18 protein-coding genes are annotated in these 19,203 nt (G+C 72.8%); 1 reads left to right on the top strand and 17 read right to left on the bottom strand.

The features are described from left to right. Window positions 1-207: 207 nt before the first annotated feature. The 8 genes from pyrF to pyrR all read right to left on the bottom strand — a co-directional run bounded on the left by pyrF (window position 208) and on the right by pyrR (window position 10,294). The gene (pyrF, locus tag ACIQPQ_RS18680; RefSeq protein WP_401305090.1) at window positions 208-1,050 is read right to left on the bottom strand and encodes an orotidine-5'-phosphate decarboxylase; all 843 of its coding nucleotides are present in this window, start codon (window positions 1,048-1,050) and stop codon (window positions 208-210) included. After that, window positions 1,047-2,153, bottom strand: coding sequence for a quinone-dependent dihydroorotate dehydrogenase (locus tag ACIQPQ_RS18675; protein ID WP_401305088.1), 1,107 nt, complete (start codon window positions 2,151-2,153; stop codon window positions 1,047-1,049). The genes pyrF and ACIQPQ_RS18675 overlap by 4 nt, the downstream gene beginning before the upstream one ends. A 128-nt stretch (window positions 2,154-2,281) precedes the next feature. Then, on the bottom strand, window positions 2,282-5,590 hold the full coding sequence (gene carB, locus ACIQPQ_RS18670; protein WP_401305086.1) for a carbamoyl-phosphate synthase large subunit: 3,309 nt from the start codon (window positions 5,588-5,590) through the stop codon (window positions 2,282-2,284). Next, the gene (gene carA / locus ACIQPQ_RS18665) at window positions 5,583-6,725 is read right to left on the bottom strand and encodes a glutamine-hydrolyzing carbamoyl-phosphate synthase small subunit (protein WP_401305084.1); all 1,143 of its coding nucleotides are present in this window, start codon (window positions 6,723-6,725) and stop codon (window positions 5,583-5,585) included. Before carA ends, carB begins: the two co-directional genes overlap by 8 nt. Continuing rightward, window positions 6,722-7,288: a hypothetical protein gene (locus tag ACIQPQ_RS18660; RefSeq protein ID WP_383772609.1), complete on the bottom strand. Its 567-nt coding sequence runs from the start codon at window positions 7,286-7,288 to the stop codon at window positions 6,722-6,724. The genes carA and ACIQPQ_RS18660 overlap by 4 nt, the downstream gene beginning before the upstream one ends. Continuing rightward, window positions 7,285-8,571, bottom strand: a complete 1,287-nt coding sequence (locus ACIQPQ_RS18655) for a dihydroorotase (protein WP_401305082.1) — start codon at window positions 8,569-8,571, stop codon at window positions 7,285-7,287. Before ACIQPQ_RS18655 ends, ACIQPQ_RS18660 begins: the two co-directional genes overlap by 4 nt. A gap of 4 nt (window positions 8,572-8,575) precedes the next feature. Next, on the bottom strand, window positions 8,576-9,553 hold the full coding sequence (locus ACIQPQ_RS18650; RefSeq protein WP_401305080.1) for an aspartate carbamoyltransferase catalytic subunit: 978 nt from the start codon (window positions 9,551-9,553) through the stop codon (window positions 8,576-8,578). A gap of 84 nt (window positions 9,554-9,637) precedes the next feature. Beyond that, window positions 9,638-10,294, bottom strand: a complete 657-nt coding sequence (pyrR, locus tag ACIQPQ_RS18645; RefSeq protein ID WP_401305078.1) for a bifunctional pyr operon transcriptional regulator/uracil phosphoribosyltransferase PyrR — start codon at window positions 10,292-10,294, stop codon at window positions 9,638-9,640. A 253-nt stretch (window positions 10,295-10,547) separates the two neighbouring features. On the opposite strand from pyrR, the gene bldD reads away from it, so the two are divergent. After that, complete coding sequence (bldD, locus tag ACIQPQ_RS18640) at window positions 10,548-11,048, top strand: transcriptional regulator BldD (RefSeq protein ID WP_383772601.1); 501 nt, start codon at window positions 10,548-10,550, stop codon at window positions 11,046-11,048. Between the two features lie 410 nt (window positions 11,049-11,458). Here the strand turns inward: bldD and nusB are convergent, their stop codons facing one another. From nusB to ACIQPQ_RS18595, 9 genes are all read right to left on the bottom strand, one after another. After that, complete coding sequence (nusB, locus tag ACIQPQ_RS18635) at window positions 11,459-11,890, bottom strand: transcription antitermination factor NusB (RefSeq protein WP_401305076.1); 432 nt, start codon at window positions 11,888-11,890, stop codon at window positions 11,459-11,461. 2 nt (window positions 11,891-11,892) lie between these two features. Continuing rightward, entirely contained in the window at window positions 11,893-12,459 is a 567-nt protein-coding gene (gene efp, locus ACIQPQ_RS18630) for an elongation factor P (protein WP_383772598.1), read from the bottom strand. A gap of 49 nt (window positions 12,460-12,508) precedes the next feature. Then, complete coding sequence (locus tag ACIQPQ_RS18625) at window positions 12,509-13,621, bottom strand: aminopeptidase P family protein (RefSeq protein WP_401305074.1); 1,113 nt, start codon at window positions 13,619-13,621, stop codon at window positions 12,509-12,511. A 115-nt stretch (window positions 13,622-13,736) separates the two neighbouring features. Further along, window positions 13,737-14,660 (bottom strand): Pro-rich N-terminal domain-containing protein, encoded by a 924-nt coding sequence (locus ACIQPQ_RS18620; RefSeq protein ID WP_401305072.1) that lies wholly within the window; start codon window positions 14,658-14,660, stop codon window positions 13,737-13,739. A 234-nt stretch (window positions 14,661-14,894) separates the two neighbouring features. Next, on the bottom strand, window positions 14,895-15,989 hold the full coding sequence (aroB, locus tag ACIQPQ_RS18615; protein ID WP_383772591.1) for a 3-dehydroquinate synthase: 1,095 nt from the start codon (window positions 15,987-15,989) through the stop codon (window positions 14,895-14,897). After that, on the bottom strand, window positions 15,986-16,516 hold the full coding sequence (locus ACIQPQ_RS18610) for a shikimate kinase (RefSeq protein ID WP_383772589.1): 531 nt from the start codon (window positions 16,514-16,516) through the stop codon (window positions 15,986-15,988). Before ACIQPQ_RS18610 ends, aroB begins: the two co-directional genes overlap by 4 nt. Further along, complete coding sequence (aroC, locus tag ACIQPQ_RS18605) at window positions 16,513-17,697, bottom strand: chorismate synthase (protein WP_401305071.1); 1,185 nt, start codon at window positions 17,695-17,697, stop codon at window positions 16,513-16,515. Before aroC ends, ACIQPQ_RS18610 begins: the two co-directional genes overlap by 4 nt. Window positions 17,698-17,871: 174 nt before the next feature. Then, on the bottom strand, window positions 17,872-18,297 hold the full coding sequence (locus ACIQPQ_RS18600; RefSeq protein WP_401305070.1) for a hypothetical protein: 426 nt from the start codon (window positions 18,295-18,297) through the stop codon (window positions 17,872-17,874). Between the two features lie 52 nt (window positions 18,298-18,349). Next, complete coding sequence (locus tag ACIQPQ_RS18595) at window positions 18,350-19,201, bottom strand: shikimate dehydrogenase (protein WP_401305069.1); 852 nt, start codon at window positions 19,199-19,201, stop codon at window positions 18,350-18,352. Between the last annotated feature and the right edge of the window lie 2 nt (window positions 19,202-19,203).

Here is a 19,203-nt window from a genome sequence, read left to right as displayed (position 1 = left end):
AGCAACGAGCAACACGCTCGCCCGTTCACTCTCCGTCGGAGACTAGCGGCCAACTCCGCCGGAGTCAGCGAGAACAGCGGAAAAGTCCTGGTCAGCCTCTGTGGGACCGGACATTTAGGACGTAACACCCCGGATTTGAGGATGTATCCAGGCTCAAGCGGGCCCCCGGCCGTCCGACCGAACCCCCGGTCGGACGGCCGGAGAGGTTTAAACGGCGTCGACGGCGGTTCGTACCTGGTCCGCGAACCGGGACGCGGCGTCACGCAGCGCGACCACGTCGGGACCGTGGCGCAACACCGCGCGGCTGACGTTCGGCACGACGTTGCGCACCGCGGCGCCGAAGACGCGCGGCAGATCCGCGGGCGTCGCCCCCTGCGCGCCGATCCCGGGCGCGAGGAGCGGCCCGTTGATGGCGAGGTCGTACACCGACAGGTCGCCCAGGGTGGCGCCGACGACCGCGCCGAACGAGCCGAGCGGTTCCTCGCCGGTGTTCTCGGCGGCCAGGTGCGCCAGCATCGTCGCGCCGACGCTCCGCCCGTCCGCGCGGACCGCGTGCTGCACCTCGCCGCCCTCCGGGTTGGAGGTGAGCGCCAGCACGAAGAGCCCGGCGCCGCTCTCGCGCGCGAGGGCCACCGCCGGGGCGAGCGACCCGTAGCCGAGGTACGGCGAGACGGTGAGCGCGTCCGAGAAGAGGGGCGCGTCCTTGCGCAGGAACGCCTCGGCGTAGGCGGCCATGGTGGAGCCGATGTCGCCGCGCTTGGCGTCCGTCACGACCAGGGCGCCCGCCGCGCGCGCCTCCTCGACGGTGCGCTCCAGGACCGCGACGCCGCGCGAGCCGAACCGCTCGAAGAAGGCGCTCTGCGGCTTGAGCACCGCGACCCGGTCGGCGGTGGCCTCGACGACGGTGCGGCTGAAGCGCTCCAGGCCCGCGACGGTGTCGTCGAGGCCCCACTCGGCGAGCAGGGAGGCGTGCGGGTCGATGCCGACGCAGAGCGGGCCGCGCTCGTCCATGGCGCGGCGCAGCCGGGCGCCGAAGGGTTCGAGGGTCATACGGGCTTCCTCACGTCGGCGCCGACCGCGTCGGCGAGGGTGGCGTACGGGCTGGTGCGCAGGCGGGCGGCGAGCCCCTTGTGGATCGAGCGCGCCCAGAAGGGGCCCTCGTAGACGAACGCGCTGTAGCCCTGGACCAGGGTGGCGCCCGCCAGGATGCGCTGCCAGGCGTCCTCGGCGTTCTCGACGCCGCCGACGCCGACGAGGGTGACGCGGTCGCCCACGCGCGCGTAGAGGCGCCGCAGCACCTCCAGCGAGCGGGCCTTCAGGGGGGCGCCGGAGAGTCCGCCGGTCTCGCCGGTGAGCCGGTCCGGGGAGCGGAGGCCGAGGCCGTCGCGGGCGATGGTGGTGTTGGTGGCGATGATGCCGTCCAGGCCGAGGTCGACGGCGAGGTCGGCGACCGCGTCGACGTCCTCGTCGGCGAGGTCCGGGGCGATCTTCACCAGGAGCGGCACCCGGCGGTGGGCGCAGGCGCGGTCGGCGGCCTCACGGACCGCGCCGAGCAGCGGGCGCAGCGCCTCGGTGGCCTGGAGGTTGCGCAGGCCGGGGGTGTTGGGCGAGGAGACGTTGACGACGAGGTAGTCGGCGTAGGGGGCGAGGCGTTCGGCGGACTTGACGTAGTCGGCGACCGCGTCGGCCTCGGGGACGGTCTTGGTCTTGCCGATGTTGACGCCGACGACGGTCCGGAAGACCGGTTCGCGGGAGGCGAGGCGGGCGGCGACGGTGAGCGAGCCGTCGTTGTTGAAGCCCATGCGGTTGATCAGGGCGCGGTCGGCGACCAGGCGGAAGAGCCGCTGCCTGGGGCTGCCGGGCTGGGCCTCGCCGGTGACGGTGCCGATCTCGACGTGGTCGAAGCCGAGCATGGTCATGCCGTCGATGGCGACGGCGTTCTTGTCGAAGCCCGCGGCGAGGCCGAACGGGCCGTGCATGCGCAGGCCGAGGGCCTCGGTGCGCAGTTCCTCGTGGCGGGGGGCCAGGACGGCGGCGAGGAAGGTGCGCAGGACGGGCACGCGGGCCGCGAGGCGGATCCAGCCGAAGGCGAGGTGGTGGGCGCGTTCGGGGTCCATCCGGGTGAAGGCCAGCCGGAAGAAGAGCTTGTACATGTCTCCGTGTCCTCAGGTGTCCGCGGAGGTCCGCCGGTGTGCGCGTGGGACGCCGGCGGGGCCGCGGGGAGCGTCAGGGGGCCTCATGAAGAGGGGGACACCGTTTCCGGTGTCCCCCTCGTGGGCCGCTAGTCGCGGGCCGCGGTCAGATGGCGGGCGTGTTCCTGGAGCGATCGGACGCCGACACCGCCGTGGTTGAGGGCGTCGATGCCCTGGACGGCGGCGGCGAGCGCCTGGACCGTCGTCAGGCAGGGCACCGAGCGGGCCACGGCCGCCGTACGGATGTCATAGCCGTCGAGGCGGCCGCCCGTGCCGTACGGGGTGTTGACGATGAGGTCGACCTCGCCGTCGTGGATGAGCTGGACGATGGTCTTCTCGCCGTCGGGGCCGGGGCCCTCGGACTGCTTGCGGACGATGGTGGCGTTGATGCCGTTGCGCTTGAGGACCTCGGCGGTGCCGGAGGTGGCGAACAGCTCGAAGCCGTGGGCGACCAGCTCGCGCGCCGGGAAGATCATCGAGCGCTTGTCCCGGTTGGCGACCGAGATGAAGGCGCGGCCCTTGGTGGGCAGCGGGCCGTAGGCGCCCGCCTGCGACTTGGCGTACGCGGTGCCGAAGACGGAGTCGATGCCCATGACCTCGCCGGTGGAGCGCATCTCCGGGCCGAGGATGGTGTCGACGCCGCGGCCGGAGGTGTCGCGGAAGCGGGTCCACGGCATCACGGCCTCCTTGACGGAGATCGGCGCGTCGAAGGGCAGTTCGCCGCCGTCGCCGGTGGCCGGGAGAAGGCCCTCGGCGCGGAGTTCGGCGACGGTGGCGCCGAGGGAGATCCGGGCCGCCGCCTTGGCCAGCGGCACCGCGGTCGCCTTCGAGGTGAAGGGGACGGTGCGCGAGGCGCGCGGGTTGGCCTCCAGGACGTAGAGGATGTCGCCCGCCATGGCGAACTGGATGTTGATCAGGCCGCGGACGCCGACGCCCTTGGCGATGGCCTCGGTGGAGGTGCGCAGCCGCTTGATGTCGAAGCCGCCGAGGGTGATCGGGGGCAGCGCGCACGCCGAGTCGCCGGAGTGGATGCCGGCCTCCTCGATGTGCTCCATGACGCCGCCGAGGTACAGCTCGTGGCCGTCGTAGAGGGCGTCTACGTCGATCTCGATGGCGTCGTCGAGGAAGCGGTCGACGAGGACCGGCCGGGTGGGGCTGATCTCGGTCGACTCGGCGATGTAGGAGGCGAGGCGGGTCTCGTCGTAGACGATCTCCATGCCGCGGCCGCCCAGGACGTACGACGGGCGGACCAGGACCGGGTAGCCGATCTCGTCGGCGATGGCCTTGGCCTCGGCGAAGGTGGTCGCGGTGCCGTGCTTGGGGGCGGGCAGGCCCGCCTCGGCGAGGACCTGTCCGAAGGCGCCCCGGTCCTCGGCCGCGTGGATGGCCTCGGGGGAGGTGCCGACGATGGGCACGCCGTTGTCCTTGAGGGCCTGGGCGAGGCCGAGCGGGGTCTGGCCGCCGAGCTGGACGACGACACCGGCGATCGGTCCGGCCTGGCTCTCGGCGTGGACGATCTCCAGGACGTCCTCCAGGGTGAGCGGCTCGAAGTAGAGCCGGTCGGAGGTGTCGTAGTCGGTGGAGACGGTCTCCGGGTTGCAGTTGACCATGACGGTCTCGAACCCGGCGTCGGAGAGCGCGAAGGAGGCGTGGACGCAGGAGTAGTCGAACTCGATGCCCTGGCCGATGCGGTTGGGGCCGGAGCCCAGGATGATCACCGCGGGCTTCTCGCGGGGCGCGACCTCGCTCTCCTCGTCGTAGGAGGAGTAGAAGTACGGCGTCCTCGCGGCGAACTCGGCGGCGCAGGTGTCGACCGTCTTGTAGACCGGGCGGACGCCGAGCGCGTGCCGCACCTCGCGGACGACGTCCTCGCGCAGGCCGCGGATCTCGGCGATCTGCACGTCGGAGAAGCCGTGCCGCTTGGCCTCGGCGAGCAGGTCGGGGGTCAGCTCGGGGGCGGCGGCGAGGTCGTCGGCCAGCTCCTTGATGAGGAAGAGCTGGTCGACGAACCAGGGGTCGATCTTGGTGTACTCGAAGATCTCCTCGGGGGTGGCGCCCGCGCGGATGGCCCCCATGACGGTGTTGATGCGGCCGTCGGTGGGGCGGACGGACGCGGCCAGCAGCTCGTCCTTGTCGCCGGGGTCGCCGGTGAAGGTGAACTGGCTGCCCTTCTTCTCCAGGGAGCGCAGCGCCTTCTGGAAGGCCTCGGTGAAGTTGCGGCCGATGGCCATGGCCTCACCGACCGACTTCATGGTGGTGGTCAGGGTCGAGTCCGCCGACGGGAACTTCTCGAAGGCGAAGCGGGGGGCCTTGACGACCACGTAGTCGAGGGTGGGCTCGAAGGAGGCCGGGGTCTCCCGCGTGATGTCGTTGGGGATCTCGTCCAGCGTGTAGCCGACGGCGAGCTTGGCGGCGATCTTGGCGATCGGGAAGCCGGTGGCCTTGGAGGCGAGCGCCGAGGAACGCGAGACGCGCGGGTTCATCTCGATGACGATGACCCGGCCGTCCTCGGGGTTGACCGCGAACTGGATGTTGCAGCCGCCGGTGTCGACGCCGACCTCGCGGATCACGGCGATGCCGATGTCCCGCAGGATCTGGTACTCGCGGTCGGTGAGCGTCATGGACGGCGCGACGGTGATCGAGTCGCCGGTGTGCACGCCCATGGGGTCGAAGTTCTCGATGGAGCAGACGACCACGACGTTGTCGTGCTTGTCGCGCATCAGCTCCAGCTCGTACTCCTTCCAGCCGAGGATGGACTCCTCCAGGAGGACCTCGGTGGTCGGGGAGAGCGTGAGGCCCTGGCCCGCGATGCGGCGCAGCTCCTCCTCGTCGTGGGCGAAGCCGGAACCGGCGCCGCCCATGGTGAAGGAGGGGCGGACGACGACCGGGTAGCCGCCCAGTTCGTCGACGCCCGCGACGACCTCGTCCATGGTGTGGCAGATGACCGAGCGGGCGGACTCGCCGTGGCCGATCTTGCGGTGGACCTCGGCGACGACGTCCTTGAACTGGTCGCGGTCCTCGCCCTTGTGGATGGCGGCGACGTTGGCGCCGATGAGTTCGACGCCGTACTTCTCCAGGACGCCGTTCTCGTCGAGCGCGATGGCGGTGTTGAGCGCGGTCTGGCCGCCCAGGGTGGGCAGCAGGGCGTCCGGGCGCTCCTTGGCGATGATCTTCTCGACGAACTCGGGGGTGATCGGCTCGACGTAGGTGGCGTCGGCGATCTCCGGGTCGGTCATGATCGTGGCCGGGTTGGAGTTGACCAGGATGACCCGCAGGCCCTCGGCGCGCAGGACGCGGCAGGCCTGGGTGCCGGAGTAGTCGAACTCGGCGGCCTGACCGATGACGATCGGGCCGGAGCCGATGACCAGGACGGACTGGATATCGGTGCGCTTAGGCACGCTGGCCCTCCAACAGGGAGACGAAGCGGTCGAACAGGTAGGCGGCGTCGTGCGGTCCGGCGGCCGCTTCGGGGTGGTACTGCACGGAGAAGGCGGGCTGGTCGAGCAGCCGCAGGCCTTCCACCACGTCGTCGTTGAGGCAGACGTGGGAGACCTCGGCGCGGCCGAAGGGGGTGTCGCTGACCCGGTCCAGGGGGGCGTCCACGGCGAACCCGTGGTTGTGCGCGGTGACCTCGACCTTGCCGGTGGTCCGGTCCTGGACGGGCTGGTTGATGCCGCGGTGGCCGTACTTCAGCTTGTAGGTGCCGAAGCCGAGGGCGCGGCCGAGGATCTGGTTGCCGAAGCAGATGCCGAAGAGGGGGGTCTGGCGGCGCAGCACCTCGGTCATGAGGGCGACGGGTCCGTCGGCGGTGGCGGGGTCGCCGGGGCCGTTGGAGAAGAAGACGCCGTCGGGGGCGAGGGCGTAGACCTCGTCGGCGGTGGCGGTGGCGGGCAGGACGTGCACCTCGATGCCGCGTTCGGCCATGCGGTGCGGGGTCATGCCCTTGATGCCGAGGTCGATCGCGGCGACGGTGAAGCGCTTCTCGCCGACCGCGGGGACGACGTACGCCTCCTGGGTGGCGACCTCCTCGTAGAGGCTCGCGCCCTTCATCTGCGGCTGGGCCTGCACCCGCGCGACGAGGTCGGGCTCGGCGGCGACGGACGCGCCGGAGAAGATGCCCGCGCGCATGGAGCCGCGTTCGCGGAGGTGGCGGGTGAGGGCGCGGGTGTCGATCCCGGCGATGCCGACGACCGACTGGGCGACCAGTTCGTCGTCCAGGGAGCGCTTGGCGCGCCAGTTGGACGGCACGCGCGCGGGGTCGCGGACCACGTAGCCGGAGACCCAGATGCGGGCGGACTCGTCGTCCTCGTCGTTCCAGCCGGTGTTGCCGATCTGGGGGGCGGTCGCCACGACGATCTGGCGGTCGTAGGAGGGGTCGGTCAGGGTCTCCTGGTAGCCGGTCATGCCGGTGGAGAACACCGCTTCGCCGAAGGTCTCCCCCACGGCCCCGAAGGCCCGGCCGCGGAAGATCCGGCCGTCCTCCAGGACGAGTACGGCGGGAACCCTGGCGGTTCCCTTGGTGGAGGTCGTCATCGTGCGCCTTCCGTTTCCCTCGTGTTGATCATGGTGGTGACGGCGTCGACCCAGGTGGTGTGCTCGGCCGCGTGGTCCGAGCGGAAGCCGGAGTCGATCAGCTTGCCGCCGTGCTCCCAGGTGACCAGGAGCAGTCCGCCCTCGGTGAGGACCTTGCCCGCGATGCCCTTGCCGAGCACCGCCTCGCGCAGCGCGGCGGCCGGGACGAAGAAGTCGTTCGCGCCGGGCCGTACGACGACGAGGCCCGCGTCGGTCAGGGTCAGCTCGACCCGGCTGCGGGTGCCCAGACCGTGCGCGACGATCCGGTCCAGCCACTGCCCGGCGGTGGTGGAGCCGTGGTAGCGGCCGCTCAGGGTCAGTCTCGCCGGACCGGGCTCGGACGGCGCGGCGGGCAGCTCGGGCAGGTCGCCCTGGAGCGTGCCGCGCCACTTCCAGCCCTCGCGCATCAGCCAGTAGACGAGCGCGACGAACAGGCCGAGTCCGACGACCCAGCCGATCCGGGCCGCCCAGTCGGTCACTTCGGCCGATTCCTTCTCGGCCGCCAGCAGGAGGAGAGATGTCACGTGAGCTTCCCGTCGACGAGCGTGGCCTTGCCCCGCAGCCAGGTGTGCGTCACACGGCCCGGCAGCTCACGCCCCTCGTACGGGGTGTTCCGGCTGCGCGAGGCGAAGCCCGCGGGGTCCACCGACCCACGGTATGCCGTGTCGACGAGCGTGAGGTTGGCGGGCTCACCTGCCGAGACGGGGCGTCCGTGGCCCGTGGCCCGCCCGATGCGCGCGGGTGCGTGGGCCATGCGGTCGGCGACCCCGGCCCAGTCCAGCAGGCCCGTCTCGACCATGGTCTCCTGCACCACCGACAGCGCGGTCTCCAGGCCGACCATGCCCATGGCGGCGGCGGCCCACTCGCAGTCCTTGTCCTCGTGCGGGTGGGGGGCGTGGTCGGTGGCGACGATGTCGATGGTGCCGTCGGCGAGCGCCTCGCGCAGCGCGCGCACGTCGCGTTCGGTGCGCAGCGGCGGGTTGACCTTGTAGACCGGGTTGTAGCTGCGCACCAGTTCGTCGGTGAGGAGGAGGTGGTGCGGGGTGACCTCGGCGGTGACGTCGATGCCGCGGGACTTGGCCCAGCGGACGATCTCGACGGACCCGGCGGTGGAGAGGTGGCAGATGTGGACGCGGGAGCCGACGTGCTCGGCGAGCAGGACGTCGCGGGCGATGATCGACTCCTCGGCGACCGCGGGCCAGCCGCCGAGGCCGAGCTGCGCGGAGACGACGCCCTCGTTCATCTGGGCGCCCTCGGTGAGGCGGGGCTCCTGGGCGTGCTGGGCGACGACGCCGCCGAAGGCCTTCACGTACTCCAGGGCGCGGCGCATGATCACCGCGTCGTCGACGCACTTGCCGTCGTCGGAGAAGACGGTGACCCCGGCGGCGGACTCGTGCATGGCGCCGAGTTCGGCGAGCTTGCGTCCTTCCAGGCCGACGGTGACGGCGCCGATGGGTTGCACGTCGCAGTAGCCGTGTTCCCGGCCGAGCCGGTAGACCTGCTCGACCACCCCGGCGGTGTCGGCGACGGGGAAGGTGTTGGCCATGGCGAAGACGGCGGTGTAGCCGCCGCTCGCGGCGGCGCGGGTGCCGGTGAGGACGGTCTCGGAGTCCTCGCGGCCGGGCTCGCGCAGATGGGTGTGCAGGTCGACCAGGCCCGGCAGGAGCACCTTGCCGTCGGCCTCGACGATCTCGGCGCCCTCGGCGGTGAGGCCGGTGCCGACGGCGGCGATCGTCTCGCCGTCGACGAGGACGTCCTGCGGCTCGCCGCCGAGCACCCGCGCACCACGGATCAGGATCTTGCTCATGGTCTTACTTCTCCTCGGTACGGGGGTGGCTGACGGCGGGCTCGTTGCCGCCGAGAAGCAGGTAGAGGACGGCCATCCGGATCGACACGCCGTTGGCGACCTGCTCGACGACGGTGCAGCGGTCGGAGTCGGCGACCTCGGCGGTGATCTCCATGCCGCGGACCATCGGGCCGGGGTGCATCACGATGGCGTGCTCGGGCATCCGCGCCATCCGCTCCCCGTCGAGGCCGTAGCGGCGCGAGTACTCGCGCTCGGTCGGGAAGAACGCGGCGTTCATCCGCTCGCGCTGCACCCGCAGCATCATCACCGCGTCGGTCTTGGGCAGCGTGCTGTCGAGGTCGTACGACACCTCGCAGGGCCAGTGCTCCACGCCGACCGGGACCAGGGTGGGCGGGGCGACGAGGGTGACTTCGGCGCCGAGGGTGTGCAGCAGGTCGACGTTGGAGCGGGCGACCCGGCTGTGCAGGACGTCGCCGACCAGGGTGATCCGCTTGCCGGACAGGTCCTGTCCGAGCCCGGCGTCCCGGCCGACGAGCCGCCGCCGCATGGTGAACGCGTCCAGCAGGGCCTGGGTGGGGTGCTGGTGGGTGCCGTCCCCGGCGTTGATGACGGCGGCGTCGATCCACCCGGAGGTGGCGAGCCGGTACGGGGCACCGGAGGCGCCGTGCCGGATGACGACGGCGTCGACGCCCATGGCCTCCAGGGTCTGCGCGGTGTCCTTGAGGGACTCGCCCTTGGAGACGCTGGAGCCCTTGGCGGAGAAGTTGATGACGTCGGCGGAGAGCCGCTTCTCGGCGGCCTCGAAGGAGATCCGGGTCCGGGTGGAGTCCTCGAAGAAGAGGTTGACGACGGTGCGGCCGCGCAGGGTCGGCAGCTTCTTGATGGGGCGGTCGGCCACCCGGGCCATCTCCTCGGCGGTGTCGAGGATGAGGACCGCGTCGTCGCGGGTGAGGTCGGCGGCCGAGATGAGATGACGCTGCATCTGTCAGGCTCCGTAAGGCATTCGGGAGTTTTCGGGCATGCGGGCGCGTGGCATCACGCACGCGGGGGGGCGTACGCGGGGCGGCTAGCGCTGCGCGCCCGGGGCGGGCCGCTTGGCGCCGAGCAGCACGGTGTCGCGACCGTCCTCCTCGGCGAGCTGGACCTTGACCGTCTCCCGCAACGACGTGGGGAGGTTCTTGCCGACGTAGTCGGCGCGGATGGGGAGTTCGCGGTGGCCGCGGTCGACGAGGACCGCGAGCTGCACGGCGCGCGGGCGCCCGATGTCGTTCAGGGCGTCGAGGGCGGCGCGGATGGTGCGGCCGGAGAAGAGCACGTCGTCGACGAGGACGACGAGCCGGCCGTCGATGCCGTCGCCGGGGATCTCGGTGCGGGCGAGCGCGCGCGGGGGGTGCATCCGCAGGTCGTCGCGGTACATCGTGATGTCGAGGGAGCCGACCGGGATGGTGCGGCCGGTGATCTCGGCGAGCTTGTCGGCGAGCCGCCGCCCGAGGAAGACACCGCGGGTAGGGATGCCGAGGAGGACCACGTCGTCGGCGCCCTTGGCGCGTTCGACGATCTCGTGGGCGATGCGGGTCAGGACCCGCGCGATGTCGGGCGCCTCCAGGACGGGGCGCGCCTCGCCGGGATCACCCGCGGCGGTGTCGGCGTCGCCGTCGAGCCGGACGGGCTGCGCGGTCTGGTCTTGCTGGCCGGTCTGGTCCTGCTGGTCTTGCTTGTCCATACGAAACGGACCCCCTTCTCCGCCTCACGGGACGGACCTTAAAGGACGTCGGATTTGCGCCGTCCACGGTAGCAGGCCGGAAGGGCGGCCCGGATCACCCCCCTGGCCCAACGGGCGCCGACGAGCACGGAAGAGTCGGTGTGGACCATTCGGCTTGACGCAGGAGAATCACGCTGCGTAACCTCACAGTGAGTTACCAGCCGCGCGGCGGATCACCCACGTCAGCCGCGTCGACCCAGTGCCGGGGAGCTATATGTCCAGCGAATACGCCAAACAGCTCGGGGCCAAGCTCCGGGCCATCCGCACCCAGCAGGGCCTTTCCCTCCACGGAGTCGAGGAGAAGTCCCAGGGACGCTGGAAGGCGGTCGTGGTCGGTTCGTACGAGCGCGGCGACCGTGCCGTGACCGTCCAGCGCCTCGCGGAGCTGGCCGACTTCTACGGCGTTCCCGTGCAGGAACTCCTGCCGGGCACGACTCCGGGCGGCGCCGCCGAACCGCCGCCGAAGCTGGTGCTGGACCTGGAGCGGCTGGCCCACGTGCCGGTCGAGAAGGCCGGCCCCCTCCAGCGGTACGCGGCGACGATCCAGTCCCAGCGCGGCGACTACAACGGCAAGGTGCTGTCGATCCGCCAGGACGACCTGCGCACCCTCGCCGTGATCTACGACCAGTCCCCCTCGGTCCTCACCGAGCAGCTGATCAGCTGGGGCGTGCTGGACGCGGACGCGCGCCGCGCGGTCACCCACGAGGACAACTGAGGCGCTGCGGCGACTGAGGAGAAACGTGCCGCCGGGGCGGCCGGGACCTGAGGGTCTCCGGCCGCCCCGGCGGTTTTCTGCGCCCTGGTGGGGTCTGTGGGGCTCGTGAGGCCCGTGAGGCTGCCGGGGCGGGCCAGGGGCGTCTGGACGGGCAGCGCGGGGCACTGGGGCGCCGGGAGAGGCGCACGGAGTCGCGGGGGCGTGCGGGACGTCTAGGGGGCGCGGGAGAGCGCGTAGGCCGGTCGGGGGGGTGCGGAGGCCCGTCGGAGGGCGCGGAGACGCGGGAGGGCGGGCGGACGAGCCGGGAACAAGCCGGGGACAGGCCGGCGGGGCAGGCCGGTGACACGTCGGAGGGCCCGCGGACGGGATGTCCGCGGGCCCTCCGGCTGCCGGTGCACGGGTGGTGCCGCTCACGCCTCGCGGCGCAGCGAGGGCTTCAGCTCCTTCAACCGGCCGAGCAGGCCGTTGACGAACGAGGGCGACTCGTCCGTGGAGAACTCCTTCGCCAGCTGCACCATCTCGTCGAGGACGACGGCGTCCGGGGTCTCGTCGACCCAGATCAGCTCGTAGGCGCCGAGCCGCAGCAGGTTGCGGTCGACGACCGGCATCCGGTCCAGCGTCCAGCCGACCGCGTACTGCGCGATCAGGTCGTCGATGCGCCGCGCGTGCTGCGCGTAGCCCTCGACGAGCTGCATCGTGTACTCGCTCACCGGGGGCTGCCGGGTGTCGGACCGGGAGAGCCTGATCCAGTCCGCGAGGACCGTGAGGACATCGGCGCCGCGCTGGTCGCCCTCGAAGAGGATCTGGAAGGCGCGCTTGCGGGCCGTGTTGCGGGCAGCCACGGTTAGCTGTTCACCCGGCCGAGGTAGTCGCTGGTGCGCGTGTCGACCTTGATCTTCTCACCGGTGGTGATGAAGAGGGGGACCTGGATCTGGTGGCCGGTCTCCAGGGTGGCGGGCTTGGTGCCACCGGTGGAGCGGTCGCCCTGGAGGCCCGGCTCGGTCTCCTGCACGACCAGTTCGACGGCGGCGGGCAGCTCGACGAAGAGCACCTCGCCCTCGTGCTGGGCGACGGTGGCGGTGAAGCCCTCGATCAGGAAGTTGGCGGAGTCGCCGACCGTCTTGCGGTCGATCATCAGCTGGTCGTACGTGTCCATGTCCATGAAGACGAAGTACTCGCCGTCCATGTACGAGAACTGCATGTCGCGCTTGTCGACAGTGGCCGTCTCGACCTTGACGCCGGCGTTGAACGTCTTGTCGACGACCTTGCCGGAGAGCACGTTCTTGAGCTTGGTGCGCACGAAGGCCGGGCCCTTGCCGGGCTTGACGTGCTGGAACTCGACGACGGACCAGAGCTGGCCGCCTTCGAGCTTGAGCACCAGGCCGTTCTTGAGGTCGTTCGTGGAAGCCACGGTTGCGGAATCTCCTGGACTGACGTGGACGACCCCGGCGCACGCACTCCTACAGCGCGAGCAGCTCCTTGGTCGTGATGGTGAGTAGCTCGGGTCCGCCGTCCGCCTCGGGGCGGACGACGAGCGTGTCATCGATCCGGACACCGCCCCGGCCCGGGAGGTGGACCCCCGGTTCGACGGTGACCGGCACGCAAGCGTCCAGTTTACCCATGGCCGCGGGGGCCAACTGCGGGTCCTCGTCGATTTCGAGTCCGACCCCGTGACCGGTGAGGTCCGGCAGCCCGTCCGCGTACCCCGCGGAGTCGATCACCTGGCGGACCGCGTGGTCCACGTCCCGGCAGGCCGCGCCGGGCACCAGGCTCTCCCGTCCGGCGCGCTGAGCGGCGAAGACGAGGTCGTACAGCTCGATCTGCCACTCCGCGGGCGAGGTGCCGATGACGAACGTACGGCCGATCTCGCAGCGGTAGCCGCGGTACGTCGCGCCCAGGCAGACGGTGAGGAAGTCGCCCTCCTCCACGCGGCGGTCGGTGGGCCGGTGACCGCGGCGGCCGGAGTGCGGGCCGGTGCCGACGGAGGTGGGGAACGCGGGTCCGTCGGCACCGTGGTCGACGAGGCGGCGCTCCAGTTCGAGGGCGAGGTGGCGTTCGGTACGGCCGACGAGGATCGACTCCAGCAGTTCGCCGAGGGCCTGGTCGGCGATCTCGGCGCCGGTGCGCAGGCAGGAGATCTCCTCCTCGTCCTTGATCACGCGCAACTGCTCGACCGCCGCGCCGAGATCGGCCAGGCGCAGCCGGGGGGCGACCGAGCGCAGGGCGCGGTGCCGGGCGACGGTGAGGTGGTGCTCCTCCACGGCGAGGGACTCGGCGCCGCCCTGGTCGAGCAGGATGTCGGCGGCGGCCACGGCGGGGTCGCCCCCGGCGTGCGGGAGGGTGCGTACGGTCAGCGCCTCGTCGGGTCGGCCCTCGTGCGGGCGTTCGTCGGGCGGCACCGTGCAGACGAGGACGTCCTCGCCGGGCCCGAGCAGCAGGACGGCGCCGCGGGGCGCGGCGCCCGCGAGATACCGCACGTTGGCGGGACGGGAGACCAGCGCGGTGGCGTCGCCGCCCGCCCCGCACCGTTCCCTCAGCCGCTGCCGCCGGGACGCGTAGACCTCTGCTGCCATGAGTCGAGCCTAGGAGCGCGGCCCTGATCCCGCCGGTCGGGAGGGCCGAGTGGGGGCGGGCGGAACGCGGACGGGCAGAACCAGGGGGGAACGGGCGGTGGAGGGGCGGTCGCCCCTACCACTTGGGCGGGCTGGCGATCGCGCGGGAGAGGACGTCGTCCAGGACGCGGGCCGTGGTGGGGACGTCCAGTTGGGAGTTGTCGATGATGGGGAGGCCCGAGCCGTACCACCCCGCCATGCGGCCGTGGATGCGGGCGACCTCCTCGTCGGGGAGGCGGCGGTTGCCGGAGCGTTCGGCGTTGCGTTCCAGGACGACCTCCAGGCCGGGGAGGAGGACGACCGGGAGCAGGCCGGGGCCGACGTGCCGCTTCCAGCCGCCGAGGCCGACGGCCGGGCGGTCGGGGAAGATCGCGTCGTCGAGGACGCACGAGATGCCGTTGGCGAGGAAGTTGCGGGCGGCGAAGCCGCAGGTGCGGCGGGCGAGGCGGTACTGCGCCTCGGAGTGGTCGTTCCAGCCGGACTGGGGGTCGGCGAAGCCGGAGCGGACCCACTCGCGGACGTCGTCGAGGCTGATGTGGGCGGTGGGCACCCGGCGGTGGTCGGCCCAGAACTTGGCGACGCTCGTCTTGCCCGCGCCCGCCGGTCCGATGAGCAGCACGGCGAGGAGGGTGCCCGACGGGTCCGGCCCGGTCGGGCTGGGCGGCGCCGTGGGCATGCCGACGGGTCCGCCGGGCGGCAGCGGGACGTGTCCGGTGACGTCGCCGGGCCGGGGCGCGGAGGCGTGCGGGCCGGGGGCGGGCGGCGGGGGTGCCTGGGGCGGGGCCGGCGGATGCGGTACCGGCGGGGCCGTGGGCCGGGGCGCGGGGGGCACCGGGCCGGAGGGAGGCGGTGCGGTGTAACCGGGCGGCGGAGGGCCGCCGGGCCGCTGCTGCCCCCGCGGGGGCGGGCCCGGGTGGTGCGCGGCCGGGGACCAGCCCGCGCCCTGCCCCTGCCCGCGCTGGTGGGGCGGCGGCAGCGGCGAACCCCCTGCGTGCTGCATCCGGTGCCACTCCGTCTCGTACGGGCCGTCTCGGGCCTGCTCGGGCCGTGTCGTCAGAGGCGATCGACACCGGCGGCGGCGAGGGACACCGGCCCCCGCTCGGTCACCTACCGAACGGTACCGCCCCCTGCCGCCGTTCGGTGAACGGCCGGGGGCGGCCCGGAGTGCCCGACGGCCGGAGCCGACCGGACGTATGCGGATCTCCCGGACCCGAACCGGCGAAAGCGCCGGTGGCTACTCCCCCACCTCGCCGTACGCGGCGAGCAGAACGGCCGGATCGGGGCCCTCCAGGACGGTCGGCTTGGCCAGGCCGTCCAGGACGATGAAGCGGAGCAGGTCGCCGCGGGACTTCTTGTCGACCTTCATGTTCTCCAGCAGCCGGGGCCACTGGTCGTGCCGGTAGGTCAGCGGCAGGCCGACGGAGGCGAGGACCGTGCGGTGGCGGTCGGCGGTGGCGTCGTCCAGGCGTCCGGCCAGGCGGCCCAGTTCGGCGGCGAAGACCAGGCCGACGGAGACGGCGGCGCCGTGCCGCCACTTGTAGCGCTCGTTCTTCTCGATGGCGTGGGCGAGCGTGTGACCGTAGTTGAGGATCTCGCGCAGGCCCGACTCCTTGAGGTCGGAGGAGACGACGTCCGCCTTGACCCGGATGGAGCGCTCGATCAGCTCGGCGGTGTGCGGCCCGGCCGGGGTGCGGGCGGCCTCGGGGTCGGCCTCGACGAGGTCGAGGATGACCGGGTCGGCGATGAAACCGGCCTTGATGACCTCGGCGAGCCCGGAGACGTAGTCGTTGGGCGGGAGCGAGTCCAGCGCGGCCAGGTCGCACAGGACACCGGCGGGCGGGTGGAAGGAGCCGACGAGGTTCTTGCCCTCGGCGGTGTTGATGCCGGTCTTGCCGCCGACGGCCGCGTCGACCATGGCGAGCACGGTGGTGGGGACGGCGATCCAGCGCACCCCGCGCAGCCAGGTCGCGGCGACGAACCCGGCGAGGTCGGTGGTCGCGCCGCCGCCGACCCCGACGACGACGTCGGTGCGGGTGAACCCGGACTGGCCGAGCGCCTTCCAGCAGTAGGCGGCGACCTCGGCGGTCTTGGCCTCCTCGGCGTTGGGCACCTGGATGGCGACGGCCTCGTAGCCCTGTCCGGCCAGGTCGGCGCGGAGCGCGTCGCCGGTCTCGGCCAGCGCCTCGGGGTGGATGACCGCGACCCGCTTGGCGCGGTCACCGATCAGCGAACCGAGTTCGCCGAGCAGTTGCCGCCCCACCAGCACCTCGTACGGTGCCGATCCGGCGCTGCCGCCGACCGCGATCCGGGTGACTGCCTCGCTGCTCATGCTTCCTTCAACTCCAACGCGTCCAGGGCGACTTCGGTGACCTCGTCGGGTGTGCGGCCGTCGGTCGGCACGACGGCCGCGGCGACCTCCTCGTAGAGGGGGCGGCGGGCCTCCATCAGCTCGCGCCACTGCTTGCGCGGGTTGACGGCGAGCAGCGGACGGGCGACGCCGAGCCCGGTGCGCTGGACCGCCTCCTCCACGTCCATCGAGAGGTAGACCACGGGCCGCCCGGCCAGCAGGGCGCGGGTGTCCGGGTCGAGGACGGCGCCGCCGCCGAGGGCGAGGACACCGTCGTGCTCGGCGAGGGCGCGGGCCACGGCGGCCTTCTCCAGGGCGCGGAAGGCGGCCTCGCCCTCCTCGACGAAGAGGTCGGCGATGGACCGTCCGGCCTCGGCGACGATGTCCTCGTCGGTGTCCCGGAAGCCGGTGCCGAGCCGTGCGGCGAGCAGCCCGCCGACGGTGGACTTGCCGACGCCCATGGGCCCGACCAGGACGACCAGCGGGCCGCCGGTCGCCTGAGCGCTCATCGGACCGGCAGGTTGTCGAGGTACGAGCGGACGTTGCGGCGGGTCTCCGGCACGCTGTCGCCGCCGAACTTCTCCGCGACGGCGTCCGCGAGGACCAGGGCGACCATGGCCTCGGCGACGATGCCCGCGGCGGGCACCGCGCACACGTCGGAACGCTGGTGGTGGGCCTGGGTGGCCTCGCCGGTGGCGACGTCGACGGTCCGCAGGGCGCGCGGCACGGTGGCGATCGGCTTCATGGCGGCGCGCACCCGCAGCAGTTCGCCGGTGCTCAGGCCGCCCTCGGTGCCGCCCGCGCGGCCGGTGGCGCGGCGGATGCCCTCGGGGGTGCCGACGATCTCGTCGTGGGCCCGGGAGCCGGGGACGCGGGCGAGGTCGAAGCCGTCGCCGATCTCGACGCCCTTGATGGCCTGGATGCCCATGAGGGCACCGGCGAGGCGGGCGTCCAGCTTGCGGTCCCAGTGGACGTGCGAGCCGAGGCCGACGGGGACGCCGTGGGCGAGGACCTCGACGACGCCGCCGAGGGTGTCGCCGTCCTTGTGGGCCTGGTCGATCTCGGCGACCATCGCCTTCGACGCGTCGGCGTCCAGGCAGCGCACCGGGTCGGCGTCGAGCTTCTCGACGTCGGCCGGGGTCGGGTAGCGGCCGTAGGGCGCCTTGGCGGCGGCGAGTTCGACGACGTGCGAGACGATCTCGATCCCGGCGGTCTCCTTGAGGTACGACCGGGCGACGGCGCCGAGGGCGACGCGGGCGGCGGTCTCACGCGCGGAGGCGCGCTCCAGGATCGGGCGGGCCTCGTCGAAGCCGTACTTCTGCATGCCGGCGAGGTCGGCGTGGCCGGGGCGCGGGCGGGTCAGGGGCGCGTTGCGGGCGAGTCCGCCGAGGATCTCGGGGTCGACCGGGTCGGCCGCCATGACCTGATCCCACTTGGGCCACTCGGTGTTGCCCACCATGATCGCGACCGGGGAGCCGAGGGTGAGTCCGTGGCGGACGCCGCCGAGGAAGGTGACCTCGTCGCGCTCGAACTTCATGCGCGCGCCGCGCCCGTAACCGAGGCGGCGCCGCGCCAGATGGTCGGCGACCATCTCCGTGGTGATCGGGACGCCGGCGGGAAGGCCCTCCAGCGTCGCCACGAGTGCGGGACCGTGGGACTCCCCCGCGGTCAGCCAGCGCAACCTGCTCAACGGTGCTCCTCAATGCTCGCGCCTGGTACTGCCCCGCGTACGCGCGTCCTCGCGTACGGCAACGGCGTGACCGGGTGCGCGACCCAGGCCCGCCGCCTACGATCCTCCCACGTCCGCGGGCCCGGTCCGGCCGCCGGTCCATCTGGCGGACGGGTGCCGGGCCCGGCGGCGGGGTCAGTGGGACGCGTCGGGCGCGCGGGGCGGGGCGTAGGCGCCGAGGAAGTCGGCGCCGCGCGGTCCGCCGGACGCCGGGGCCCGGGGCGGGGTCTGCGGCTGCTGCGCGTGCGGCTGCTGGTTCTGCGGGGCCCACGCGCCGAGGTGGTCGGCGCCGGAGCCCTGGCCGCCCGGCGTGACCGGGGCGGGCGCGACGACGCCGGTGCGGACCGCCCGGCGGTGGTCGATCTTCCGCTTCAGCTTGAGCACCCACGACGCGACGACGGCGAGCACGATCAGCGCGAGCACGGCGATCTGCACCCACTCGGGCAGGAACCGCAGGACGATCTCGAAGATCTCGCTCTTGCCGGACGCCAGCGGCACCCCGGCCCCGGACTCGACGGTCCCGGACCCGACGACGGACCCCGCGACGGACACAGTGGACATGAACCTGACACCCCCTGGAACGGGCACCGCCCCCTGCGGAGCCCAGCGGATCTTAGCGCGCCGCGAGCGCGTGCTCTCCCGCTTTTCGCATCGCGCCGAGGGGGGCGGCGGAGCAGCCGGTCATCCGCTCGACCTGGAGCACCGCCTGGTGCACCAGCAGGTCCAGCCCGCTGACCACCGCGCCGCCGGACATCGACCAGCGGGCGGCGAGCGCGGTGGGCCAGGGGTCGTAGAGCACGTCGAACAGGGTGGCGGGCCGCTCCGGTACGGCGGCGGCGAGCGCGTCGGTGGTGCCCGCGGGCGTGGTGGCGACGACCAGCGGGAAGCGCAGCGCCTCGGCGGCGTCCGCCCAGTCCTCGACCCGGACGTCGACGTCGAGGCGGCGGCCCCACTCGCGCATCTCGTCGGCGCGGGCAGAGCTGCGCACGTACACGGCGACCTCGCCCTCGCAGACCCGCGCGAGGGCGGCGAGCGCCGAGGAGGCGGTGGCGCCCGCCCCGAGGACCGCGGCCGTCGCGACCCGCTCGACGCCGTGCTCGCGCAGCGCGGCGACCATGCCGGGGATGTCGGTGTTGTCGCCGGTGCGGCGGCCGTCCTCGGTGAGGACGAGGGTGTTGACCGCCTCGACGGAGGCGGCCGTGTCGCTGATCTCGTCGAGCAGCGGGATGACCGCCCGCTTGAGCGGCATCGTCAGGGAGAGCCCGGCCCACTCGGGGCCCATCCCCGCGACGAAGTCCGGCAGCGCCGCCTCGTCCACCTCGAAACGGTCGTACGTCCACCCGGTGAGGCCGAGGGACTGGTAAGCGGCGCGGTGCAGCACCGGGGAGAGGGAGTGCCCGACGGGGCTGCCGAGCACGGCGGCGCGGCGGGGGCGGGCCTCTGCGGCCCGGGATGCGTCGCTCATGA

It is taken from the genome of Streptomyces sp. NPDC091281 (genome assembly GCF_044757425.1).
Classification (GTDB): domain Bacteria; phylum Actinomycetota; class Actinomycetes; order Streptomycetales; family Streptomycetaceae; genus Streptomyces.
Note: the sequence above shows the minus strand (reverse complement) of the source record. Positions and strands in the feature narration are given on the sequence as shown.

What these genes read in the sequence shown, in the direction of transcription:
- ACIQPQ_RS18675 (WP_401305088.1), bottom strand. Translation starts at nt 2,153, where the DNA reads ATGTACAAGCTCTTCTTCCGGCTGGCCTTCACCCGGATGGACCCCGAA.
- carA (WP_401305084.1), bottom strand. Translation starts at nt 6,725, where the DNA reads ATGACGACCTCCACCAAGGGAACCGCCAGGGTTCCCGCCGTACTCGTC.
- ACIQPQ_RS18610 (WP_383772589.1), bottom strand. Translation starts at nt 16,516, where the DNA reads ATGAGCGCTCAGGCGACCGGCGGCCCGCTGGTCGTCCTGGTCGGGCCC.
- pyrR (WP_401305078.1), bottom strand. Translation starts at nt 10,294, where the DNA reads ATGGACAAGCAAGACCAGCAGGACCAGACCGGCCAGCAAGACCAGACC.
- ACIQPQ_RS18600 (WP_401305070.1), bottom strand. Translation starts at nt 18,297, where the DNA reads ATGTCCACTGTGTCCGTCGCGGGGTCCGTCGTCGGGTCCGGGACCGTC.
- ACIQPQ_RS18625 (WP_401305074.1), bottom strand. Translation starts at nt 13,621, where the DNA reads ATGGCAGCAGAGGTCTACGCGTCCCGGCGGCAGCGGCTGAGGGAACGG.
- pyrF (WP_401305090.1), bottom strand. Translation starts at nt 1,050, where the DNA reads ATGACCCTCGAACCCTTCGGCGCCCGGCTGCGCCGCGCCATGGACGAG.
- ACIQPQ_RS18655 (WP_401305082.1), bottom strand. Translation starts at nt 8,571, where the DNA reads ATGAGCAAGATCCTGATCCGTGGTGCGCGGGTGCTCGGCGGCGAGCCG.
- aroB (WP_383772591.1), bottom strand. Translation starts at nt 15,989, where the DNA reads ATGAGCAGCGAGGCAGTCACCCGGATCGCGGTCGGCGGCAGCGCCGGA.
- ACIQPQ_RS18650 (WP_401305080.1), bottom strand. Translation starts at nt 9,553, where the DNA reads ATGCAGCGTCATCTCATCTCGGCCGCCGACCTCACCCGCGACGACGCG.
- bldD (WP_383772601.1), top strand. Translation starts at nt 10,548, where the DNA reads ATGTCCAGCGAATACGCCAAACAGCTCGGGGCCAAGCTCCGGGCCATC.
- ACIQPQ_RS18620 (WP_401305072.1), bottom strand. Translation starts at nt 14,660, where the DNA reads ATGCAGCACGCAGGGGGTTCGCCGCTGCCGCCGCCCCACCAGCGCGGG.
- ACIQPQ_RS18595 (WP_401305069.1), bottom strand. Translation starts at nt 19,201, where the DNA reads ATGAGCGACGCATCCCGGGCCGCAGAGGCCCGCCCCCGCCGCGCCGCC.